This window comes from Rhizobium sp. G21, from assembly GCF_014158035.1.
Lineage (GTDB): Bacteria > Pseudomonadota > Alphaproteobacteria > Rhizobiales > Rhizobiaceae > Rhizobium_E.
The window spans coordinates 2465288-2484552 of the sequence record NZ_JACFXW010000001.1 but is presented as its reverse complement, the minus strand read 5'-3'; the positions used below and the strand labels follow the sequence as shown (position 1 = coordinate 2484552).

The window sequence follows — 19265 nt, the reverse complement described above, 5'->3', positions numbered from 1 at the left end:
GGTTATCCCCGGCGTTTTCTATGATTCACGTGAAACATTCAGAGTTTGTTAGGCTTTGAATTCGCCTTTGAAAGCAAATTCCGAGACCGGCATGCGGTCGCTCTTCACTTCGCGTTCCTGCAGTTTTTCGGGCAGGGCCTCCCTGGGGCCCAGCTTGCCGATCGCGATGGCGCTTTCCACCTTGTAACCTTCGGGAATGGAGAAGACCTCCTTGGCCTTTTCGCCCTCGACGCCGCCCATCGAATGCGCGTGATAGCCGAGCGCCTCGGCCTGCAAGGCGATGGCGAGGCCGGCGGCGCCGGTGTCGTAGGAATGCCAGCGCAGTGGGCTCTGAGCGCCGTCGGCATTGAACGTCTGGGTCTTGGACACGACGAGCAGCAGCGCGCCCGCCTTGGGGGTCCAAACCTGATTGAAGCCCATCAGCACCGAGACGAGCTTATCGAATTCAGGCGTGCCGTTCAAACCATAGACGAAGCGCCAGGGCTGGGTGTTGCTGGCCGAGGGCGTCCAACGGGCGGCCTCGAGAATGGTCATCAGCGCCGATTCCGGCAGGGCTTCGCCGGTGAAGGAGCGGGGCGACCAGCGCTCCACGAACATCGAAGCGGCGGGATGGTCGGCGTGGCGGCTATCGGACATGTCTATTCCTTGTCGAGAATGTAGCCGCACCCGATCGGGATGCGGCGCAAGGTTGATTTCAGCATCGGTTCGGACCGAGCGGGCCTTCTGCGCATCGGGCATACGACCCGGGGAGGAGCACGCGCCAGCAAAAGCCCGACGGCCCTCCGTGCTTGCTGTTTTCTGAACAAGCGGGCGGAAACGAACCGAAGATGCGGCTGCGATAAGAGTCGAGCCGGCGGAAAACATCAACCACCGGATCGGAGGACGCAGCGTTTATTGAACGTACTAGGCGGCCGTTTGGATCATATTTTCGAGAGTGGGCGCATGGACGCCGGTCCAGTCGAGAAAGCCGCCGGCGCGTCGGCGGATCTTTTCGAGGTGGTTCTGGGCGATGTCGGAGAGCCGGTGATCGAGGAACGGGTTGCGGAAGCGCTCGATCGTCTGGCGCGCATAGGCCTCCGCCTCGTCCCTCATGCCGCGAATGGCGAAGCCGGGGATGATCTCCTCGGCGTAGAGTCGCTCCAGGAAATCGAGATAATCCGGGCGCGCCAGCAGATCGCGCACCACCATGTCGCGCGGCAGGTCCGAGGCCAGCCACTTTTCGGTCATCGCGGTATGGCCGAGATTGAGAATGAACAGCTTCAGCCGTTCATACGAAGAGATATCAGGCGCCGTCACGATATCGGGATGCAGACAGGGCAGGATCTGGCCGGGCCGTGTTTCGATCGCCCAGAGCGCATAGGGCTCCGCCACCGCGCCAGCCGGCTCGATCGGCTCGGAGACGATACGGTCGACCAGCGTGTTGGAGAAGATGACCTCGCTCTCGAGCCAGTCGAGAAACGACTGCGGCAGCCGCCACCGCGCCGCGAGCCTCAGGACGATCCCCTTCAGCGCATCGCCATTGCGCGAAATCAGCTCCGCCGGAAGGATGGTCAGCGCCGCCCCGCCAGTTTCGAACCGTCCGAGCAGGAGCTTGGTCAATTTGCCGGGAAAGCTCTCTGGCGCGCCCTCCGGCATCTCGTCTGCTTCGGCGCCGATGTCGAAACCGGCGTCGCCGGTGTTGGAGATCACCGCTCTCGCTTCTCCAGAGAAGATCCGAGCCGTCTCGGCCCAATCGTCATGGATCGACAGCGCCTTTTTCACGGAGGTGATCCGCCTGGTCTCGTCGATCACTTCACCATCTTTCAAACCGCGGATGCGCACGGGAAACCCCTCTTGCGCGGCGAGCGCCGTCAGCCGCTTGCTGCGTTCGCCGGATCGTGTCGTCTGGACGATGGTGATGGGGCCAATCGCCTCGCCGCGCGTCAGCGCTTCGCTGACGAACAGATCGGCATGGGCCTGCAGAAATCGGCTGGTGCCGAATTGAAGAATGGGCGTCGTCATCATGGGTCTCAATGGGGAACGGAGGCGATCAGCGTTTCACGCGCCGATGCGAGATGAATGCGGCAGGCGGCGTCGATCCGGGCGGGATCACGCGAGCGCAGCGCGGCGATATAATCGAGATGTTCGCGCAGCGCCCGCTCGTTGCGCGCCCGGGCATGCGTCTTGTTCCACTGATAGTGATAGTGGAAGATGAAGGCGATCACGTCGTGAAAATCGATCACGAAACGGTTGCCCGAGGCGCGATGCACGAGCAGATGGAACCGCTCGTCCAGCGCCGAAAAATCCAGGAAGCGGTTTTCGATGTCGGCGAGCAGGTCGTGATGCTCGTCCTCGATCGCATCGAGCTCCGCCCAGGCCGGATGCTCGGGCGGCAGTCTGGCGAAGGCCTCGGCCGATTTGAATTCGAACATCTCGCGCACTTCGCTGAGTTCGAGCGCAAAATTCAGGGTGAAACCCTTGAGCACCCAATGGCTGTTGGGTCGCTTCTCGATCAGGCCGAAGCGCGAGAAGCGGATCAGGAATTCACGCACGCTGGTCGTGCCGGCCCCGACTTCGCGGGCGATCTCCGCCTCGCTGATCTGCGCGCCCGGGCTGGCCTCGCCGGTCAGGATGCGTTTCATGAAGGCGCGTTCGATGATTTCGTTCAGCGAATTGGTTTCTTCGGCGGGAAAATAGTCTTCGTCCTTGGGCGGCCGAAGCACGATCTTGTTGCGCTTGTCCCACTCGATCAGGCCGCTGTCGCGCATCCGCCCGAGGATCGCTCGCACCGTGGTGCGGCTGATGCCGTATTTCTCGCCCAGTTCCGGCTCCGACGGCAGGTTTTCCTGCTCCTCGATATCGCTCAGGCACCTGTTATAGGCCTCCTTGAACAGCGTATTCTGCCGCGCCATAGGTCCTCCGTCCGCCCCTGTCGCCACGTTCCCCGACGACAGATCCTCCCATTGCGCGAATTGTATATTGTAGATAAAAGACAAAAGCAATTCGCATGACGCCGCCCGAGGGAGCGGCGAGGGGAGGAAAGACGATGAAAGCGATTCTGTGCGCCGAACCCGGTCGGCTCGAACTGGTGGAGCGCGCCGCGCCTCAGCCCGCGGAGGCCAGCGAAATAAGGCTGAAGGTCAGCCACATCGGCATTTGCGGCACCGATTATCATATCTATGAAGGCAAGCATCCCTTCCTCGCCTATCCCCGCGTCATGGGTCACGAGATTTCCGCTCATGTCATGGAGGCGCCCGCCGGCTCCGGTCTGGCGCCCGGCGATCTCGTCGCTGTCAATCCCTATATCGCCTGCGGGCGCTGCATCGCCTGCCGCCGCGGAAAACCCAATTGCTGCATGGCGATCGAGGTGCTCGGCGTTCATCGCGACGGCGCCTTCTGCGAGGAAATCGTGGTGCCCTCCGTCAATGCTTACCCGGCGAAAGGCCTGTCTCCGGAACAGGCCGCGACGGTGGAGTTTCTCGCCATCGGCGCCCATGCCGTGCGCCGCGCCGGTTCCGTCGAGCCGGGAGCGCGCGCGCTCGTGGTCGGCGCCGGTCCTATCGGTTTGGGAACAGCGCTCTTCGCCCGCATCGCCGGCTTCGAAGTGACGCTGATGGATCTGAGCGAAGAGCGTCTGGCGGAAGCGAATGGCCGCTTCGGTCTGGCGTCCTCCATCACCGTCGGCCCGTCCGCGCTCGATCAGGCCAAGACCATCACCGAAGGCGAAGGCTTCGAGGCCGTGTTCGACGCCACAGGCAATGCCGCCTCGATGATGGCGGCGCTGCCTTTCGTCGCTCATGGCGGCGTCCTCGTTTATGTCAGCGTGGTCAAGGACGACATCACTTTCGCCGATCCGGAATTCCACAAGCGGGAAATGTCGATCATCGGCAGCCGCAACGCCCAGAAGGCCGATTTCGATCACGTCATCGCCTCTATCCGCAGCGGCGCGATCGACACGGACCAGCTGATCACCCACCGCACCGATTTTTCAGGCGCGATCACCGACCTGCCGCGCTGGGCGCATCAGAAATCTGGGCTGATCAAGGCGGTCATCCAGGCGCAAGGCTGATCGGTGAGAATCATCACAAAGATGGTGAATTTCCCGCATTTCGTCACCAGATGTGATGACTTCGATCGACTTGGCGCGATCGCGTTTCTTGTCCATTAAGTCGGAACTGTTAGTGTCGATTATGAATTAACATGCGTGACCGGCGGTCCGGCCCAGGAAAAGGTGCAGGTTTTACATGTTCTATCACATCTACGAATTCGGCCACGCCGCCATGGCGCCTGCTCGGGCAACGGCTGAATCGCTCAGGATCGCGTATTCCAATCCCTTCAATCCGCTGTCCTACACTGCTCTCGGCAGGTCGATGGCTGCGGGGCTGGAAGTGTTCGAACGCGCCACCCGCCGCTATGGCAAGCCGGCCTTCGAACTGCCGACCACGACGATCGCGGGCAGACCGGCATCGGTGCACGAGCATGTGGTGCTCTCGAAACCCTTCTGTGATCTCCTGCATTTCGAGCGCGTTCTGCCCCCGGGTCATGGTCGCGATCCCAAGTTGCTGATCGTCGCGCCGATGTCCGGCCACTACGCCACGCTGTTGCGCGGCACGGTCGAAGCGCTGCTCCCCATGCCGATATCTACATCACCGATTGGAAGGACGCCCGCATGGTGCCCTTGAGCGAGGGCTCCTTCGATCTCGACGACTATATCGATTACATCATCGACATGGTTCGGTTCCTCGGTGAAGACACGCATGTCCTGGCCGTCTGCCAGCCCTCCGTGCCGGTCCTCGCCGCTGTCGCCCGTATGGAAGACGAAAACGATCCGCTTGCGCCCGCCTCCATGACGCTGATGGGCGGCCCGATCGACACCCGCATCAATCCCACCGCCGTCAACCAGCTTGCGCAGGACAGGCCGCTCAGCTGGTTCGCCGACAATGTCGTTATGCAGGTTCCTTGGCCGCAGCCGGGCTTCATGCGCAATGTCTATCCCGGCTTCCTGCAGCTGTCGGGCTTCATGTCGATGAACCTCGACCGCCATATGATCGCGCACAAGGATTTCTTTTTCCACCTCGTCAAGAACGACGGCGATTCCGCCGACAAGCATCGCGATTTCTATGACGAATATCTGGCCGTGATGGATCTGACGGCCGAATTCTATCTGCAGACGGTCGATACCGTGTTCATCAAGCACTCCCTGCCCAAGGGCGAGATGATGCATCGCTCCGCCCGCGTCGATTGCTCCAAAATCCGCCGCACCGCGCTCTTCACCGTCGAAGGCGAAAACGACGACATTTCCGGCGTCGGCCAGACGCATGCGGCGCAGACGCTCTGCTCCTCGCTCGCCGACGGCAAGCGCGCCCATTACGTCCAGCCGGATGTCGGCCATTACGGCGTCTTCAACGGCTCGCGCTTCCGCAAGGAAATCGTGCCCCGCATCATTTCCTTCATGCGCGAACATGGCGCAAGAACGGAAGCGGTCAACTCCAACTCGCCGGCGAAATCGTCCGCGCCGAAGCTCAAGCTGCCGCGTCGGGGCGCCCGGTCCCAGCCCAAGGACTGAGTTTCGCGTTATGCGTGTTTAAGCAGGCATTGAAAAACGCAAGACGTTTCAGGCTCTTGTCCGATTTCGACCGAGATCTGCTTGAATGCGTCACGGCGTTTCCCACATCGATTGCAATGGTCCGCGCTTTTGCGGGCCAGGCAATCGTGAGGAAACGACATCATGTACCGCACCGCCCCTCTCATACGGCCCGAATGGACGCCGGCCACCATCGCTTTGATGGTCCTCGGCTTCGTCGTCTTCTGGCCGCTTGGATTGGCCATGCTGGCATATATCCTGTTCGGCGATCGTCTCAGCGCCTTCAAGCGCGACGCCAATGCGCGTGTCGACGGCTTCGCCCGCGCCTGCCGCTCCGGCCGCTGGCGCGACAAAGGCTTCCAGTTCGCCTCGGGCAACATGGCCTTTGACGACTGGCGCAAGACCGAACTGGACCGCATCGAAGAAGAGCGCCGCAAGCTCGACGAGATGCGCGAGGAATTCGACTCCTATATGCGCGAATTGCGCCGCGCCCGTGACCAGGAAGAATTCGACCGTTTCATGCGTGACCGCGAGGCGCGCCGCAATCAGGTCGATACGCCCGATCAGGGTTATCCCGCCTGAGCAATCAACGTCTCGACAAATCGAGCCGGCGCGTCATGCGCCGGCTTTTGTTTTGCGCGCTGAATCTGCTAGACCTCGTCTCATGTTGTCGCGGCTGTCCTTCCTGCAGAAACCCGAGCGGCCCAATGCGCCGTCCACTCGCACCCATGAGGTCGCGGGCCGGTCTCTGCCGCTCACCGTCAAACCAGACCGGCGCGCCCGCCGCATCACGCTGCGCATCGAGCCGGGCGGTCAGGCGCTGAAGCTGACCGTGCCCCTCGGCCTGAAGTCGCGCGAGATCGACGAGTTCCTCGCCCGCCACGAAGGCTGGTTGATGACGCGGCTCGCCCGGTTTCCCCGTTCGAACGCCTTGACCGAAGGCCGCTATCTGCAACTGCGCGGCGTCGCCCACCGCATCGAACGCACCGGTCTCCTGAGAGGCCTGACCCAGATCACGGAGGTCGACGGCGAGGCTGTCATTCGCGTCGGCGGCGCCGAGGATCATCTCGCCCGGCGGCTCAAGGATTATCTGAAGGCCGAGGCGCGTCGGGATCTCGAAGCGCGGGCCCAGGCGCATGCCGCCGCGGTCGGCGCGACGATCAAGAGCATCACGCTCAAAGACACGAAAAGCCGCTGGGGCTCCTGCTCGCATGACGGCGCGCTCAGCTTCTCCTGGCGCATCATCATGGCGCCGTCTTACGTGCTCGATTACCTCGCCGCCCATGAAGTTGCCCATCTCAAGGAGATGAACCATTCCGATCGCTTCTGGGCGATCTGCGCCCGGCTCTGCCCGCGCATGGAGGAGGCGCGGCACTGGCTGAAGCGCAATGGCGCGATGCTTCATGTGCATGATTTCGGCTGATTGCGCCGCATTCTCGGCGCGGAGATGGCGTAAAAACGGCTCGACTCTTTATCCATTTCATGCGAGTTGGGCCGGATGAAACTCGACATCAAAATCTGCGGATTGAAGACCGAAGAGGCTGTGGATCACGCCGTCCGACTGGGCGCGACCCATATCGGGTTCATCTTTTTCGAGAAGAGCCCGCGCCATATCGAGCCCGCCGACGCCGGCCGTCTGGCCGATCGCGTGCGCGGCCGCGCCGAGATCGTCTCGGTGTCGGTCAATGCCGATGACGACGATCTCGACGAACTGATCGCCATGATCAAGCCCGATATTCTGCAATTGCACGGTACGGAGAGCCCTGACCGGGTTCTCACCGTAAAAGCCATGACGGGTCTGCCTGTCATGAAGGCCTTGTCGGTGTCGACGTCGGAGGATCTGGCGCGGATCGAGCCCTATGATGGGCTCGCAAACCGCTATCTGTTCGACGCCAAGCCGCCCAAAGGCTCCGAGCTCCCCGGCGGCAACGGCGTCAGCTTCGACTGGTCGTTGCTGACGGCGCTCGATCCTTCGGTGGATTACATGCTGTCGGGCGGACTGACGAAAGACAATGTCGGCGAGGCCATCCGCATCGCCCGTCCCAGGGGAATCGACGTGTCGTCGGGCGTAGAATCCGCCCCCGGCGTCAAGGACCTGGCGAAAATGGACGAATTTTTCGCCGCTGTGCGTCGCGCGACGCAGGCGGCCTGAGGAGAAAACGCGTGAACGAGATCGCAAAGCCCAATTCCTACCGCGCCGGACCGGATGAAGACGGCCGTTTTGGCATTTATGGCGGCCGCTTCGTGGCCGAGACCCTGATGCCGCTGATCCTCGATCTGCAGGCGGAGTGGAACAAGGCCAAGACCGATCCGGAATTCCAGGCCGAGCTCGCCAATCTCGGCACGCATTATATCGGCCGCCCGAGCCCGCTCTATTTCGCCGAACGCCTGACGGCCGAGCTCGGCGGCGCGAAAGTCTATTTCAAGCGCGACGAGCTCAACCACACCGGTTCGCACAAGATCAACAACTGCATCGGCCAGATCCTGCTCGCCAAGCGCATGGGCAAGACCCGCATCATCGCCGAAACCGGCGCCGGCCAGCACGGCGTCGCCTCGGCCACCGTGGCCGCCCGCTTCGGCCTGCCCTGCGTCGTCTATATGGGCGCGACCGATGTCGAGCGTCAGGCGCCAAACGTGTTCCGCATGAAGCTGCTCGGCGCCGAAGTGATCCCGGTCTCCGCCGGCAACGGCACGCTGAAGGACGCCATGAACGAGGCGCTGCGCGACTGGGTCACCAATGTCGACGACACCTATTACATGATCGGCACCGCCGCCGGGCCGCATCCCTATCCGGAAATGGTGCGCGAATTCCAGTCGGTCATCGGCCGCGAGGCGCGCGAGCAGATGCTGGCCGCCGAAGGCCGTCTGCCCGACATGCTGGTCGCGGCCGTCGGCGGCGGCTCCAACGCCATCGGCCTCTTCCATCCCTTCCTCGACGACAAGTCGGTCCGCATCGTCGGGGTCGAAGCCGGCGGCAAGGGCCTGGACGGGGAAGAACATTGCGCCTCGCTGACGGCCGGATCGCCGGGCGTTCTGCATGGCAACCGCACCTATCTGCTGCAGGACGGCGACGGCCAGATCAAGGAAGGCCATTCCATCTCCGCCGGTCTCGATTATCCCGGCATCGGCCCCGAACATTCCTGGCTGAAGGACATGGGCCGCGCCGAATATGTGCCGATCATGGATGATGAGGCGCTCGCCGCCTTCCAGCTGCTCACCCGCACCGAAGGCATCATCCCGGCGCTCGAGCCGAGCCATGCGCTCGCCGAAGTCGTCAAGCGCGCGCCGAAAATGGGCAAGGACGAGATCATCCTGATGAATCTCTGCGGCCGCGGCGACAAGGACATCTTTACAGTCGGCAAGATTTTGGGAATGGGGCTCTGATCGCGATGACCGCACGCATGGACAAGAAATTCGCCGACCTCAAGGCTGAGGGTCGGCCCGCGCTCGTCACCTATTTCATGGCGGGCGACCCGGATTACCAGACCTCGCTCGAGATCATGAAGGCGCTACCGGGCGCCGGCGCCGACATCATCGAGCTCGGCGCGCCGTTTTCCGATCCGATGGCGGATGGCCCGGCCATCCAGCTCGCCGGCCAGCGGGCGCTGAAGAACGGTCACTCGCTGGCCAAGACCATCCAGATGGCGCGCGAATTCCGTGAGAACGACCAGACCACGCCGATCGTGCTGATGGGCTATTACAATCCCATCTATATCTATGGCGTCGAACGTTTCCTCGATGACGCGGTGGACGCCGGCATCGATGGCCTCATCATCGTCGATCTCCCGGTCGAGATGGATGACGAACTCTGCATCCCGGCCATCCGCAAGGGCGTCAATTTCATCCGCCTGACCACGCCCACCACCGACGACAAGCGCCTGCCCAAGGTGCTGACCAATACGTCGGGCTTCGTCTATTACGTCTCGATGAATGGCATCACGGGGTCTGCACTGCCGGATCCCTCGCTGATCGCCGGCGCGGTGCGCCGCATCAAGAGCCATACCGACCTGCCGGTTTGCGTCGGCTTCGGCGTCAAGACCGCCGAACACGCCCGGCTGATCGGCGCGGCCGCCGATGGCGTCGTGGTCGGCACCGCCATCATCAACCAGGTCGCGACCTCACTGGACAAGGAAGGCCGCGCCACGGCCGATACGGTCCAGGCGGTCGTCACTTTCGTCAACGGCCTGTCCACCGGCGTGCGCGCCGCCCGCCTTGCAGCCGCCGCCGAGTAAAACAGCCATATCGGGGCGGAAACGCCCCCGGTCAGGAGTTTGAGCCATGAACTGGATCACCAATTTCGTCCGTCCGAAGATCAATTCCATGCTCGGTCGGCCCACCGCCGACGTGCCCGAGAATCTCTGGATCAAATGCCCGGAGACGGGCGAAATGGTCTTCCACAAGGAATTGGAAGCCAACAAATGGGTCATTCCGAATTCCGGCTATCACATGAAGATGCCGGCTAAGGAACGACTGGCCGACCTGTTCGACGATGGCCGCTACGAGGCTCTCCCGCAGCCGAAAGTGCCGCAGGATCCCCTCAAGTTCCGCGATTCCAAGAAATATGCCGACCGCCTCAAGGATGGTCGCGCCAAGACCAGCCAGGAAGACACGATCCTCGCCGGCGTCGGCCTCGTGCGCGGCGTCAAGATGGTCGGCGTCGTGCATGAATTCGCCTTCATGGGCGGCTCGCTCGGCCTCGCCGCCGGCGAAGCCATCATCAAGGCCTTCGAGCGCGCCATCGCCGAGCATTGCCCGCTGGTGATTTTCCCGGCTTCGGGCGGCGCTCGCATGCAGGAAGGCATCCTGTCGCTGATGCAGCTGCCGCGCACCACGGTGGCGGTGGAAATGCTGAAGGAAGCCGGCCTTCCCTATTTCGTCGTGCTGACCAATCCCACCACCGGCGGCGTCACCGCCTCCTACGCCATGCTGGGCGATGTCCATCTCGCCGAACCCGGCGCGGAAATCTGCTTCGCCGGCAAGCGCGTCATCGAGCAGACCATCCGCGAAAAACTGCCGGAAGGCTTCCAGACCTCGGAATATCTGCTCGAACACGGCATGGTCGACATGGTCATTCGCCGTCACGACATTCCCGACACGCTGGCGCGGCTGACCCGCATGATGCTCAATCTGCCCGACGTCGTCGCCGAAGCGGCATAAGATCCGGACCGGGGAGGGGCCATGACCGCGACGCAACCGAGCCGCGCCGAACAGGAGATCGAACGTCTCCTCGGCATCTATCCGCGCGGCTTCGATCTGTCGCTGGATCGCATCCGCCGGCTTCTCGACGATCTCGGCCGCCCGCAGGACAGGTTGCCGCCGGTGATCCACATCGCCGGCACCAATGGCAAGGGATCGGCGACAGCCTTTTCGCGCGCGCTGATCGAGGCCGCCGGCCTGACTTGCCATGTTCATACGTCGCCGCATCTGGTGCGCTGGCATGAGCGCTACCGCCTCGGCGCCCCCGGCGGCGGTCGTCTCGTCTCCGACGAAAAGCTGCTGGACGCGGTTCTCCGCGCTGAACAGACCAATGCCGGCCAGCCGATCACCGTCTTCGAATTGCTGACGGCGGTGATCTTCATCCTCTTTTCCGAACATCCGGCCGACGCCGCCGTGATCGAAGTGGGTCTGGGCGGCGAATTCGACGCCACCAATGTCTTCGATCATCCCGCCGTGTCGCTGATCATGCCCATCGCGCTCGATCATCAGGCCTGGCTTGGCGACACGATCGAACAGATCGCCGCCGCCAAGGCCGGCATCATCAAGCGCCGCCGCCCGGTCGTGCTCGGCAAGCAGGAAGATCCGGCGGCCCTCGACGTCTTGGTCAAAAAAGCCGAACGCGCCGGCGTCGACCCTGCCGTCTATGGCCAGGATTACTTCGCCTATGAGGAAAACGGCCGTCTCGTCTATCAGGATGACGACGGGCTGATGGATCTGCCGCTGCCGGCCCTGCCGGGCCGCCACCAGATCGCCAATGCCGCCGCCGCCATCCGCGCCGTGAAAAGCGCCGGCTTCGCGCTCAGCGAAGAGGTGGTCGCCCAGGCGATGAAGTCGGTCAGCTGGCCGGCGCGCCTGCAGCGACTCAAAACCGGCAATCTCATTCCCTTCGCGCCGCCGGGCGCGGAAATCTGGCTGGATGGTGGCCATAATCCGCATGGCGGCCGCGCCGTCGCCGAAGCCATGGTGTCCTTCGAGGAGCGCGAGCCGCGCCCGCTCTATCTCGTCACCGGCATGATCAACACCAAGGATCCCAAGGGCTATTTCGAGGCCTTCGAAGGCCTGGCCCACAAGGTCTATACGGTGGCGATCCGCAGTTCCGACGCAGGCCTCGATCCCGTCACGCTTGCCCATGACGCCGTCGAAGCCGGCCTCCGCGCCGAACCGGCGACCTCCACCGCCGCGGCCCTCAGCCAGATCGCGGTCGAAACCGAAACCGATGCGGTTCCCCCGCGCATCCTCATCGGCGGTTCGCTCTATTTCGCCGGCACGGTGCTCGAAGACAACGCCACCCTGCCGGAATGACAAAGCCCGGCGCGAGGCCGGGCTCCATCGTCATATCTCAGATAGAAGTATCAGGCGGCGCCGGAGATCCAGGCGGTCAGCGCGGTCTTGGGCGAAGCGCCAACCTTGATATCGGCGACCTGGCCGGCCTTGAACATCGCCAGCGTCGGGATCGAGCGGACACCGAACTGGGCGGCGAGCTGCGGATTTTCGTCGATGTTCAGCTTGGCGATCTTCACCTTGCCGGCATATTCCGAGGCGAGTTCTTCGAGCGCCGGCGCGATCATCTTGCACGGGCCGCACCATTCGGCCCAGAAGTCCACCACCACCGGCTCGGCGGAGTTGAGCACTTCTTCCTGGAAATTGTTCACGTCGACTTTGACGGTGGCCATCGGAAATCTCCTTCTTGGGGCGGATCATTGCAGGCCGCCCAGACTTGTTCGGACACATATGTGGTCATGCGCCGGGATCGGTTCAATGACCTAAATCATCGAGCCAAAATATCAAGCAGAGCTTTTTCAACTTCGGCCTCCGTCAGAGAATAAAGCTGTGGTCCCTCGGTGTAGAGCAGCAGGCAGCGGACGGTTTCGCCCGGAAAAATAGATTCCAAAACCGAGCGATAGAGCGCGAGCTGGGCGCGATGGGCAAAGGGAATGTCCTCCCTGCGCTCCGGCGGCGACAGATTGGTCTTGTAATCGAGGATGAACACGCCCTTGTCGTCGCGCCCCATCCGGTCGATCCGGCCGGAGACGGCGAAGGCGCGTCCCCCAAGGCTGATCTCACCCATGATCGACACTTCGGCCTTGGTGTCGGCATGATGCAGGAAGGTAAGCTCGGGATCGTCGAGAATGTCGAGCGCCTGGACGGCGATACGCATCCGCTCCGCCTCGCTCCAATCCGGCGCGGCCCGCGACAGATAGCGCTCCGCAGCCTCAGGCCTTTCCGTCTCCTCGAATTCGGGCAGCGTCTGCAGCAGCCGGTGCATGATCTTGCCGCGCGTCTGCGCGCCTGAGCCCGAGCGCTTCGGGTCGAACAGCAGCGATCTCACAACCGCGTCGCCGGCGCTCTCGTCGATCACCGCATGCGCGCCCGACGGCGCGAGCGGCCGCGGCAGATCGGCAAGCGGCGGAAGCGGCGCGTAAAGCCCCGGCGGCGGCTCTCTCGGCGTCAGCGGTCGCGTCTCGACCTTTCCGGTCTCGACCGTCGCCTCAACGTCTCCGCCGGCATGCCGGCGCCAGGTCCAGCCCTGCCATTCCAGCGCGCCGGCGCGGAAGGTTTCAGGCCGGCAACGGCTCTCATCCGCCGTCAACGCCGTCCGCACGATCTCGGACCATGTCCCGGCATTTTCCCGCTTTTTGCGATAGCTCGCCAGCACCAGCCGGTCCGACGCACGCGTCATGCCGACATAGAGCAGCCGGCGATATTCCTCTTCCGCGCTCGCGCCGAGCCTCGCCTCGTCGGCGGTGATCACAGGGCATTGGAAATCGCGATTGGGATACCAGAGCGGCAGGCTGGCCGCGCCCGCGCCGCGCTCGACGATGCGCATGCGCGGCAGAAGCGTCTTGTCGAAGGGCTTGCCGCCGCTGTCGACGAGGAAGACCACCGGCGCCCAACCCCTTGGAGGCGTGCACGGTCATGATCCGCACCTCGTCGCGGCCTTTGTCCTGCTCGCGTTTGATCTCGGGAGAATCCTCCTCCATCGTCGCGAGGAAGGTGGCGAGCCCCGGAAGCCCGGCCTGTTCGTGATCGAGCGCGAAGCTCAGGAATTCGTCGAGCACGTCGCTCACTTCGGCGCCGAAGCGGGCCAGGAACAGCCGCCGCGCGCCTTCCGAGCCGAGCAGACGCGCGTAGAAATCATGCGGGCGCAGCGAACAGGCCATCTTTCGCCAGGTGTCCAGCCGGTCGCGCGCCGTCCGCCAGCGCGCGGATGTCTCGGCTAGCGCATTCAGCCGCTGCCACAGGCTTTCCGCCGGACTGCGCTCCGCCGCCAGTTCAAAGCGCGTCTTCGTCGAGATTGACGAGAGGAGATTTGATCAGCGCCGCAAGCGACAGATCGTCCTCGGTCAGGATCAGGAAGCGACCGAGCGCCATCAGGTCCTGCACGGCGATATGGCTCGACAGCACCAGACGGTCGGCCCCCGCCACCGCCACGCGGCCGCCCTTCTTCAATTCGCGCGACAAGGTCAGCGCAAAGGCGTCGCGCTTGCGCACCAGCACGAGGATGTCGCCCGGTCGAATGAGACGCACGCTGCCGTCGCGCTCCACCACGGTCTGCTTGCCCGCCATCGCCTCGATCGAGGCCGCCACGCGCCGGGCGAGTTCGGCCGCCGCCGACCGTTCGGCCACGCGGTCGAAGGGAGCGAGCCAGTCCTCGTCCTCTTCGGCGCTGGTTTCCTCCGCAATCGTCTCCCATAGATCGACACGGCCCGCCTGGCCGATGCGGTTGGAGACATGCACGACAGGATCGCCCATCGCGCTCAGCCCCCGGGCATTGGCGGGGTCGGCGAACACCCTGTCCACCGCCGTCAGCACATCCTCGGTCGAGCGGAAGGAAACATGCAGATTGATCGGACGAAAGGCCCGTTCGCCTTCTTCGGCGCGGCGCTTGGTCAGACTGCGCTCTTCGGCGAAACGCTCGGGCCGCGCGCCTTGGAAGGAGTAGATCGACTGCTTCTCGTCGCCGACCACGAAGATGGTGCGGTTCAGCGCTCGCGCGCTTTCGCCAGCGAAGAAATCCTCGGTCAGCGAGCGGATGATTTCCCATTGCGCCGGGCTCGTATCCTGCGCCTCGTCCACCAGAATATGGTCGATGCCCTGGTCGAGCTTGTAATGCACCCAGGGCCCGATGCCCTCTTTCTTCAGCAGCGCTTCGGTGCGGGTGATGAAATCCTCGAAATCGAGGAAGCTGCGCTCTTTCTTGAGCGCCTCGTAATTGTCGATCAGCCTTTCCCCGAGGATCAGGGCCGAGAGCGTCGCGCCATAAAGCCGGGCGGTCTTGTAGTCCTGCCAGATCCGCGCCAGCCATCCCGTCGCGCCGATCAGCCGGTCGATGAGGCCGGCGTCGCGGTTGCGCATATCCTTGTTGGCATAGGTGCTTTCCGCATAGGGCGCCTCGTCCGTCGCTTTCAGCAGCCCCTCGCGCAGGATGATCAGCCGCTTGACCGGATCTTCTTCACGGGCGGCAAGCCCCAGCGCATAGGCGCAACCCTGCGCTTTCGATCCACCCTTGTCATTGGCGAGATCGATATAGGCCTTGACGTCGCCGGGCGAGAATCCGGCTAACGGCCAGGCGCGGGCCGCGGTGCTCGCCACCGTGGCTCCGGGCTCGAGTCCCAGCGACTGGGCGAGAACGGCTTCATAGCCACGTTCCCGGCTGGTGGCGAGAAAGCGCCGGATGGCGGTGCGGTTCTGGATCAGGTCGTTCAGCAGCCGGTCGAGGCCGGTTTCGTCGGCGATGGACAAAGCGTCGTGAAAGGCTCGCGCCAGCGCCTCATCGCGCCTCGGACTGCGTCGCGGTCAGCAGTGCGCGGCGCGCTTCCGACAGCAGGCTCGCCGCCGCCTTGTCGTCGAGCACGCTGAAATGACCGGCGACGTTCGCCTCCAGCGGGAATTGGTGCAGCAGCGATTCGCAGAAGGCGTGAATGGTCTGGATCTTCAGACCGCCCGGCGATTCCAGCGCCCGGGCGAAGAGCTTGCGCGCCTCGGCCAGCTTGAAGGCGGAGGGCGTTTCGCCCTCCATTGCCGCGATATCGCGCGCCAGTTGCTCGTCGTCGAGCGCCGTCCAGCGCGACAGTTTCTCGAACACTCGGTTCGACATTTCCGACGCCGCTGCCTTTGTGTAGGTCAGGCAGAGAATGGCCGAGGGCCTGGTGCCGTTCAGCATTAGCCGGATGACGCGCTGGGTCAGCACATGCGTCTTGCCCGAGCCGGCATTGGCCGACACCCAGACCGACATTCCCGGCGAGGATGCGGCGTTCTGGAGAAGCGTCGTTTCGCTGAGCGGCGTTGTCGTCGCGGCCTCACTCATCGCCGGACTCCTCGTCGCTGTCGGCGGAGGACCATTCGGCCACCCGGGCGAGATGATCGTAATCGCCGCCATGATCGCTGTCGCGGAACGGCGCGACACGGGATTTGAATCCGGCTTTGCCGGTCTTCAACGCCGCCGTCAGCTTGGCGAGCTGCAACAGCGCCTCGGTGGCGAGTTCATCCGCCGCACGCCGGTCTTCCGGCTTGGTCTTGGTGGATTTCTCGTTGTTGACGCAATCGACCTTGAAATTGCGGCCCGGCCTCAGCCGCACATACAGCAGATCCTCGGCCTGACGCGCCTTGAGATCGGCAAAGCCGCCCGCTTTCAGCACCGCCGCCTCCAGCGCCAGCTGCGGCTCCAGCAGCGTGCGCGCTTCCTTGGGCGAGGGGCCAAGCCCGGTTTTGTAATCGATAATGTCGGCGCGGCCGTCCTTGCGCAGATCGATACGGTCGGCGCGGCCCGACACGGTCAGCCCCGGCAGATGATGTTCGCCGCGGATTTCCACGAAGGACTTGTCGATCAGCGGCCGACGCTCCGCCTCATACGCCAGAAATTCCCGCGCCACTTCGAGAAAACGCGGCCGCCAGACGGCTTCGACATGCGCGGGCAGGGCCGCCTCTGCAAAGACCTCGGCCGTGATCCGCGCGATCACCTCGAAAGCCCCGGGCGCGCGCGCATCATATCCGCCTCTGACGAAGCGCTCGACCACGGCGTGATAGAGATTGCCGCGCTCCAGCGCCGCCGGCTCGCGGTTGAACGGCTCCAGCGGATCGAGCTTGAGGATGCGTCTTGCATAGATCTGGTAGGGATCGCGGCGCAGCCGGCCGGCTTCGCTGAAGGAATAGCGCTCCGGTTGCTTTTCCGCCGGCGGAAATGGTTCGGGACGCGGCGAAAACGGCTGTTCGTCGCCGTAATCAAGCGATTCGGCGAGCGCGCGATAGTCGTCGCCGCGCTTGCGCATCGCCTCCGTCACGCTTTCGCCGGCCGCCGATTGCAGCCTTTGCAGAAAGCGTGAGGCGACCGAGGGCGCGCCGCCTTGCCGAAGCGCGCGGGTCAGGATCACCTTTTGCGCCCCGAGCCCCATCACGAAGTCATGCGCCGCCTGGCCGATGCGCCGCTCCGGCGGCTCGAGCCCCATCTCCGTCTTCATCATGCGCGAGAGAAAGGGATTGTTCGCCGTCTGCGCCGGCCAGATTCCTTCGTTGAGACCGCCGAGCACTAGCGTGTCCACCTCCAGAAGACGCGCTTCCAGCGTGCCCCAGATCATCACGCGCGGGTGATCATTCGCCTTGGGCTTGACGCCGACGCCGGCGATCAACGCCGTCAGCGCGTCGATCCATTGCGGCCCGTCGGCCTCCAGCACATCGCCGGTTTCCTGCAATTCGCGCAACAGCCGCGCGAGCGTCACGCCCGCTTCGCTCGACCACAGGCTTTCGAGACTGCCGCGCTCGTCGAGACAGAAGGCTTCGAGCGCCTGTCCCGTCGCCTCGGCCCAGGCGGGCAGGGGATAGCGCTGCACCGGTCGGCCAAACTGGTCGCGCGCCGCCATCCTGGTCAGCGGCTCCACCGCCTGCTCGATCCGCCGCGCCAGCGTGATCAGCATCTCCAGCTGGTCTTCGATCAGCAGATGCTGCTGCCAATGCGTTTTGTGCGGATTGTCCTTCAGCCGGGCGATGGCCTCGGTCACCCGGGGCGTCAGCGCCGAGGGATTGGCGGGCGCCGTGCCGCCGCGCAGCGTCAGCAATTCCAGCCGATTGACCTGTTTTTCCAGCTCCGCTTTGTCCATGCCGAGCCGGATGATCGGATGTTTGAGCAGGCTGATCAGCGCTGCGGGGTCGCCGGGCCGGAGCGTAGCCTCCAGCACCAATCGCGCCAGCGCTCCTGCGGCGCGGTCATCAGCGGCGCGCCCGCCGAATCATCCGCCTCGATGCCGAAACGCTTGAGTTCGGACGCCACGCGCCGGGCGAGATTGCGGTCCGGCGTCACCAGCGCCGCCCTTGTCCGGGCCGCGCCGTCGGTGGCGTTCAGCGCCAGCTTGAGCGCGATGGCTGCGGCCAGCGCTTCTTCGCGCTCATTGGCGGCCTCGATCAGCGCCATGTCTTCGAACGCCTGCGCCAGCGTCGGCTCACCGGTCGCATCGCGCCAGGCGCGATGGTTGGCCTCGGCTTCCGCCGGCGTAAAGGCCTGGCTGACGGCGCGGCCGCGCAGGCGCAGTCCGTCTTCTTCAAACGCCAGCGGCACGACATCGCGCCGCTCGGTCTTCAGGCGGACGAGAAGATGATGCAGACCATATTGCGGGTGGCTGCGGCTGGCCGGATCTCCGTCCTTCTTGCCGTCGGGCGCAATTGCGCCCGCCAGCCGCCAATGCGTTTCCGGCATATCGAGATCGAGCCCCGGCAGCACGATGCGCCCGCAATGAAGCCCGTGGATCGCTTCGATCAGCTCGGCGGTCGCTGGGATCGAGCCGGTCGAGCCCGCCACGATCACCGGATGCGGCGACTTTTCGCGGGCATAGCGCCGCGCTTCGGCCCGGATCGCCTCGGCGCGATGGGCGGCGGGCGAGGAGCGGTTGAGCTCCGTGAGACGCTCCGGCCAGAAGGCGCGGGCGATCTTGAGGAATTCACCCGTCAGCTGTTGCCAGATGGCGCGGTCGCCGAGATCGATCCGGTCCAGCCCCTCCCAGCCGGTTTCCTCGGTCTCGATCGCGTCGATCAGCTCCACCAGGCTGCGGGCCAGCCAGAGGGCGTCGGCCGGGCTCGCCGGCGCCACCAGCGGCGAATCGGTATGGATGTCGCGCAGCATGGCCGGCAGCTTGTTTCGCCAGGCGAGAATCAGGCGAGACAATTCGATGAGCCGGCGAACAGGCGAGATCGGCGGCAACAGATCGAGCGCCGCATCCGGCGTCTCGTCGAAATAGCCGGCGTCGTCGTCGATCTCGCCGAGCGGACGGATGACCGGCAGGATCGCCGCGCGCCCCGCCATCAGGTCGACGAATTCCGATCGCAGCGCGCGCGCGCGCGCCGGGTCGGCAGATAGATCGTCGCCCGCGACAGCGACAGCGGATCCTCCGGCGTCAGCCGGAAGGACGAGACCAGCCGTCCCTCGACGAGCGCCCGCGCCAGCGTCTTCAGAAACGGTGCGCCGGGCGGAATGGTGAAGACGCGGGGGTCGCTCATC

12 protein-coding genes and 3 pseudogenes are annotated in these 19265 nt (G+C 64.2%); 9 read left to right on the top strand and 6 right to left on the bottom strand.

What is annotated here, in order from left to right; genetic code table 11:
• Positions 1–48: 48 nt before the first annotated feature.
• The 3 genes from H2O14_RS12645 to H2O14_RS12635 all read right to left on the bottom strand — a co-directional run bounded on the left by H2O14_RS12645 (position 49) and on the right by H2O14_RS12635 (position 2891).
• Complete coding sequence (locus H2O14_RS12645; protein ID WP_182827929.1) at positions 49–636, bottom strand: nitroreductase family protein; 588 nt, start codon at positions 634–636, stop codon at positions 49–51.
• 267 nt (positions 637–903) lie between these two features.
• Positions 904–2001 (bottom strand): mannitol dehydrogenase family protein, encoded by a 1098-nt coding sequence (locus tag H2O14_RS12640; protein ID WP_182827928.1) that lies wholly within the window; start codon positions 1999–2001, stop codon positions 904–906.
• An 8-nt stretch (positions 2002–2009) separates the two neighbouring features.
• Complete coding sequence (locus tag H2O14_RS12635; protein ID WP_182827927.1) at positions 2010–2891, bottom strand: GntR family transcriptional regulator; 882 nt, start codon at positions 2889–2891, stop codon at positions 2010–2012.
• Between the two features lie 134 nt (positions 2892–3025).
• Between H2O14_RS12635 and H2O14_RS12630 the strand changes: the two genes are divergently transcribed.
• The 9 genes and pseudogenes from H2O14_RS12630 to H2O14_RS12590 all read left to right on the top strand — a co-directional run bounded on the left by H2O14_RS12630 (position 3026) and on the right by H2O14_RS12590 (position 12082).
• Positions 3026–4048 (top strand): zinc-binding alcohol dehydrogenase family protein, encoded by a 1023-nt coding sequence (locus H2O14_RS12630; protein WP_182827926.1) that lies wholly within the window; start codon positions 3026–3028, stop codon positions 4046–4048.
• 175 nt (positions 4049–4223) lie between these two features.
• Positions 4224–5545, top strand: a pseudogene (locus H2O14_RS12625) (polyhydroxyalkanoate depolymerase).
• 162 nt (positions 5546–5707) lie between these two features.
• Positions 5708–6145 (top strand): DUF2852 domain-containing protein, encoded by a 438-nt coding sequence (locus H2O14_RS12620; RefSeq protein ID WP_182827925.1) that lies wholly within the window; start codon positions 5708–5710, stop codon positions 6143–6145.
• Positions 6146–6227: 82 nt separating this feature from the next.
• Positions 6228–6986: a M48 family metallopeptidase gene (locus tag H2O14_RS12615; protein WP_182827924.1), complete on the top strand. Its 759-nt coding sequence runs from the start codon at positions 6228–6230 to the stop codon at positions 6984–6986.
• A gap of 75 nt (positions 6987–7061) precedes the next feature.
• Positions 7062–7715 carry a phosphoribosylanthranilate isomerase gene (locus tag H2O14_RS12610; RefSeq protein WP_182827923.1) on the top strand — a complete coding sequence of 218 codons (654 nt, stop codon included), beginning with the start codon at positions 7062–7064 and terminating at the stop codon, positions 7713–7715.
• 11 nt (positions 7716–7726) lie between these two features.
• Positions 7727–8947, top strand: a complete 1221-nt coding sequence (gene trpB / locus H2O14_RS12605; protein ID WP_182827922.1) for a tryptophan synthase subunit beta — start codon at positions 7727–7729, stop codon at positions 8945–8947.
• 5 nt (positions 8948–8952) lie between these two features.
• Positions 8953–9795 (top strand): tryptophan synthase subunit alpha, encoded by an 843-nt coding sequence (gene trpA / locus H2O14_RS12600; protein ID WP_182827921.1) that lies wholly within the window; start codon positions 8953–8955, stop codon positions 9793–9795.
• Between the two features lie 46 nt (positions 9796–9841).
• Complete coding sequence (gene accD / locus H2O14_RS12595; protein WP_182827920.1) at positions 9842–10720, top strand: acetyl-CoA carboxylase, carboxyltransferase subunit beta; 879 nt, start codon at positions 9842–9844, stop codon at positions 10718–10720.
• A 21-nt stretch (positions 10721–10741) separates the two neighbouring features.
• Entirely contained in the window at positions 10742–12082 is a 1341-nt protein-coding gene (locus tag H2O14_RS12590) for a folylpolyglutamate synthase/dihydrofolate synthase family protein (RefSeq protein WP_182827919.1), read from the top strand.
• A gap of 50 nt (positions 12083–12132) precedes the next feature.
• On the opposite strand, the gene trxA is transcribed toward H2O14_RS12590, so the two are convergent.
• The 3 genes and pseudogenes from trxA to addB all read right to left on the bottom strand — a co-directional run bounded on the left by trxA (position 12133) and on the right by addB (position 19264).
• Positions 12133–12453, bottom strand: a complete 321-nt coding sequence (trxA, locus tag H2O14_RS12585; protein ID WP_182827918.1) for a thioredoxin — start codon at positions 12451–12453, stop codon at positions 12133–12135.
• Positions 12454–12548: 95 nt separating this feature from the next.
• A pseudogene (gene addA / locus H2O14_RS29410) lies at positions 12549–16088 on the bottom strand (double-strand break repair helicase AddA).
• Positions 16081–19264, bottom strand: a pseudogene (gene addB, locus H2O14_RS12575) (double-strand break repair protein AddB). The pseudogenes addA and addB overlap by 8 nt, the downstream one beginning before the upstream one ends.
• Position 19265 lies beyond the last annotated feature (1 nt).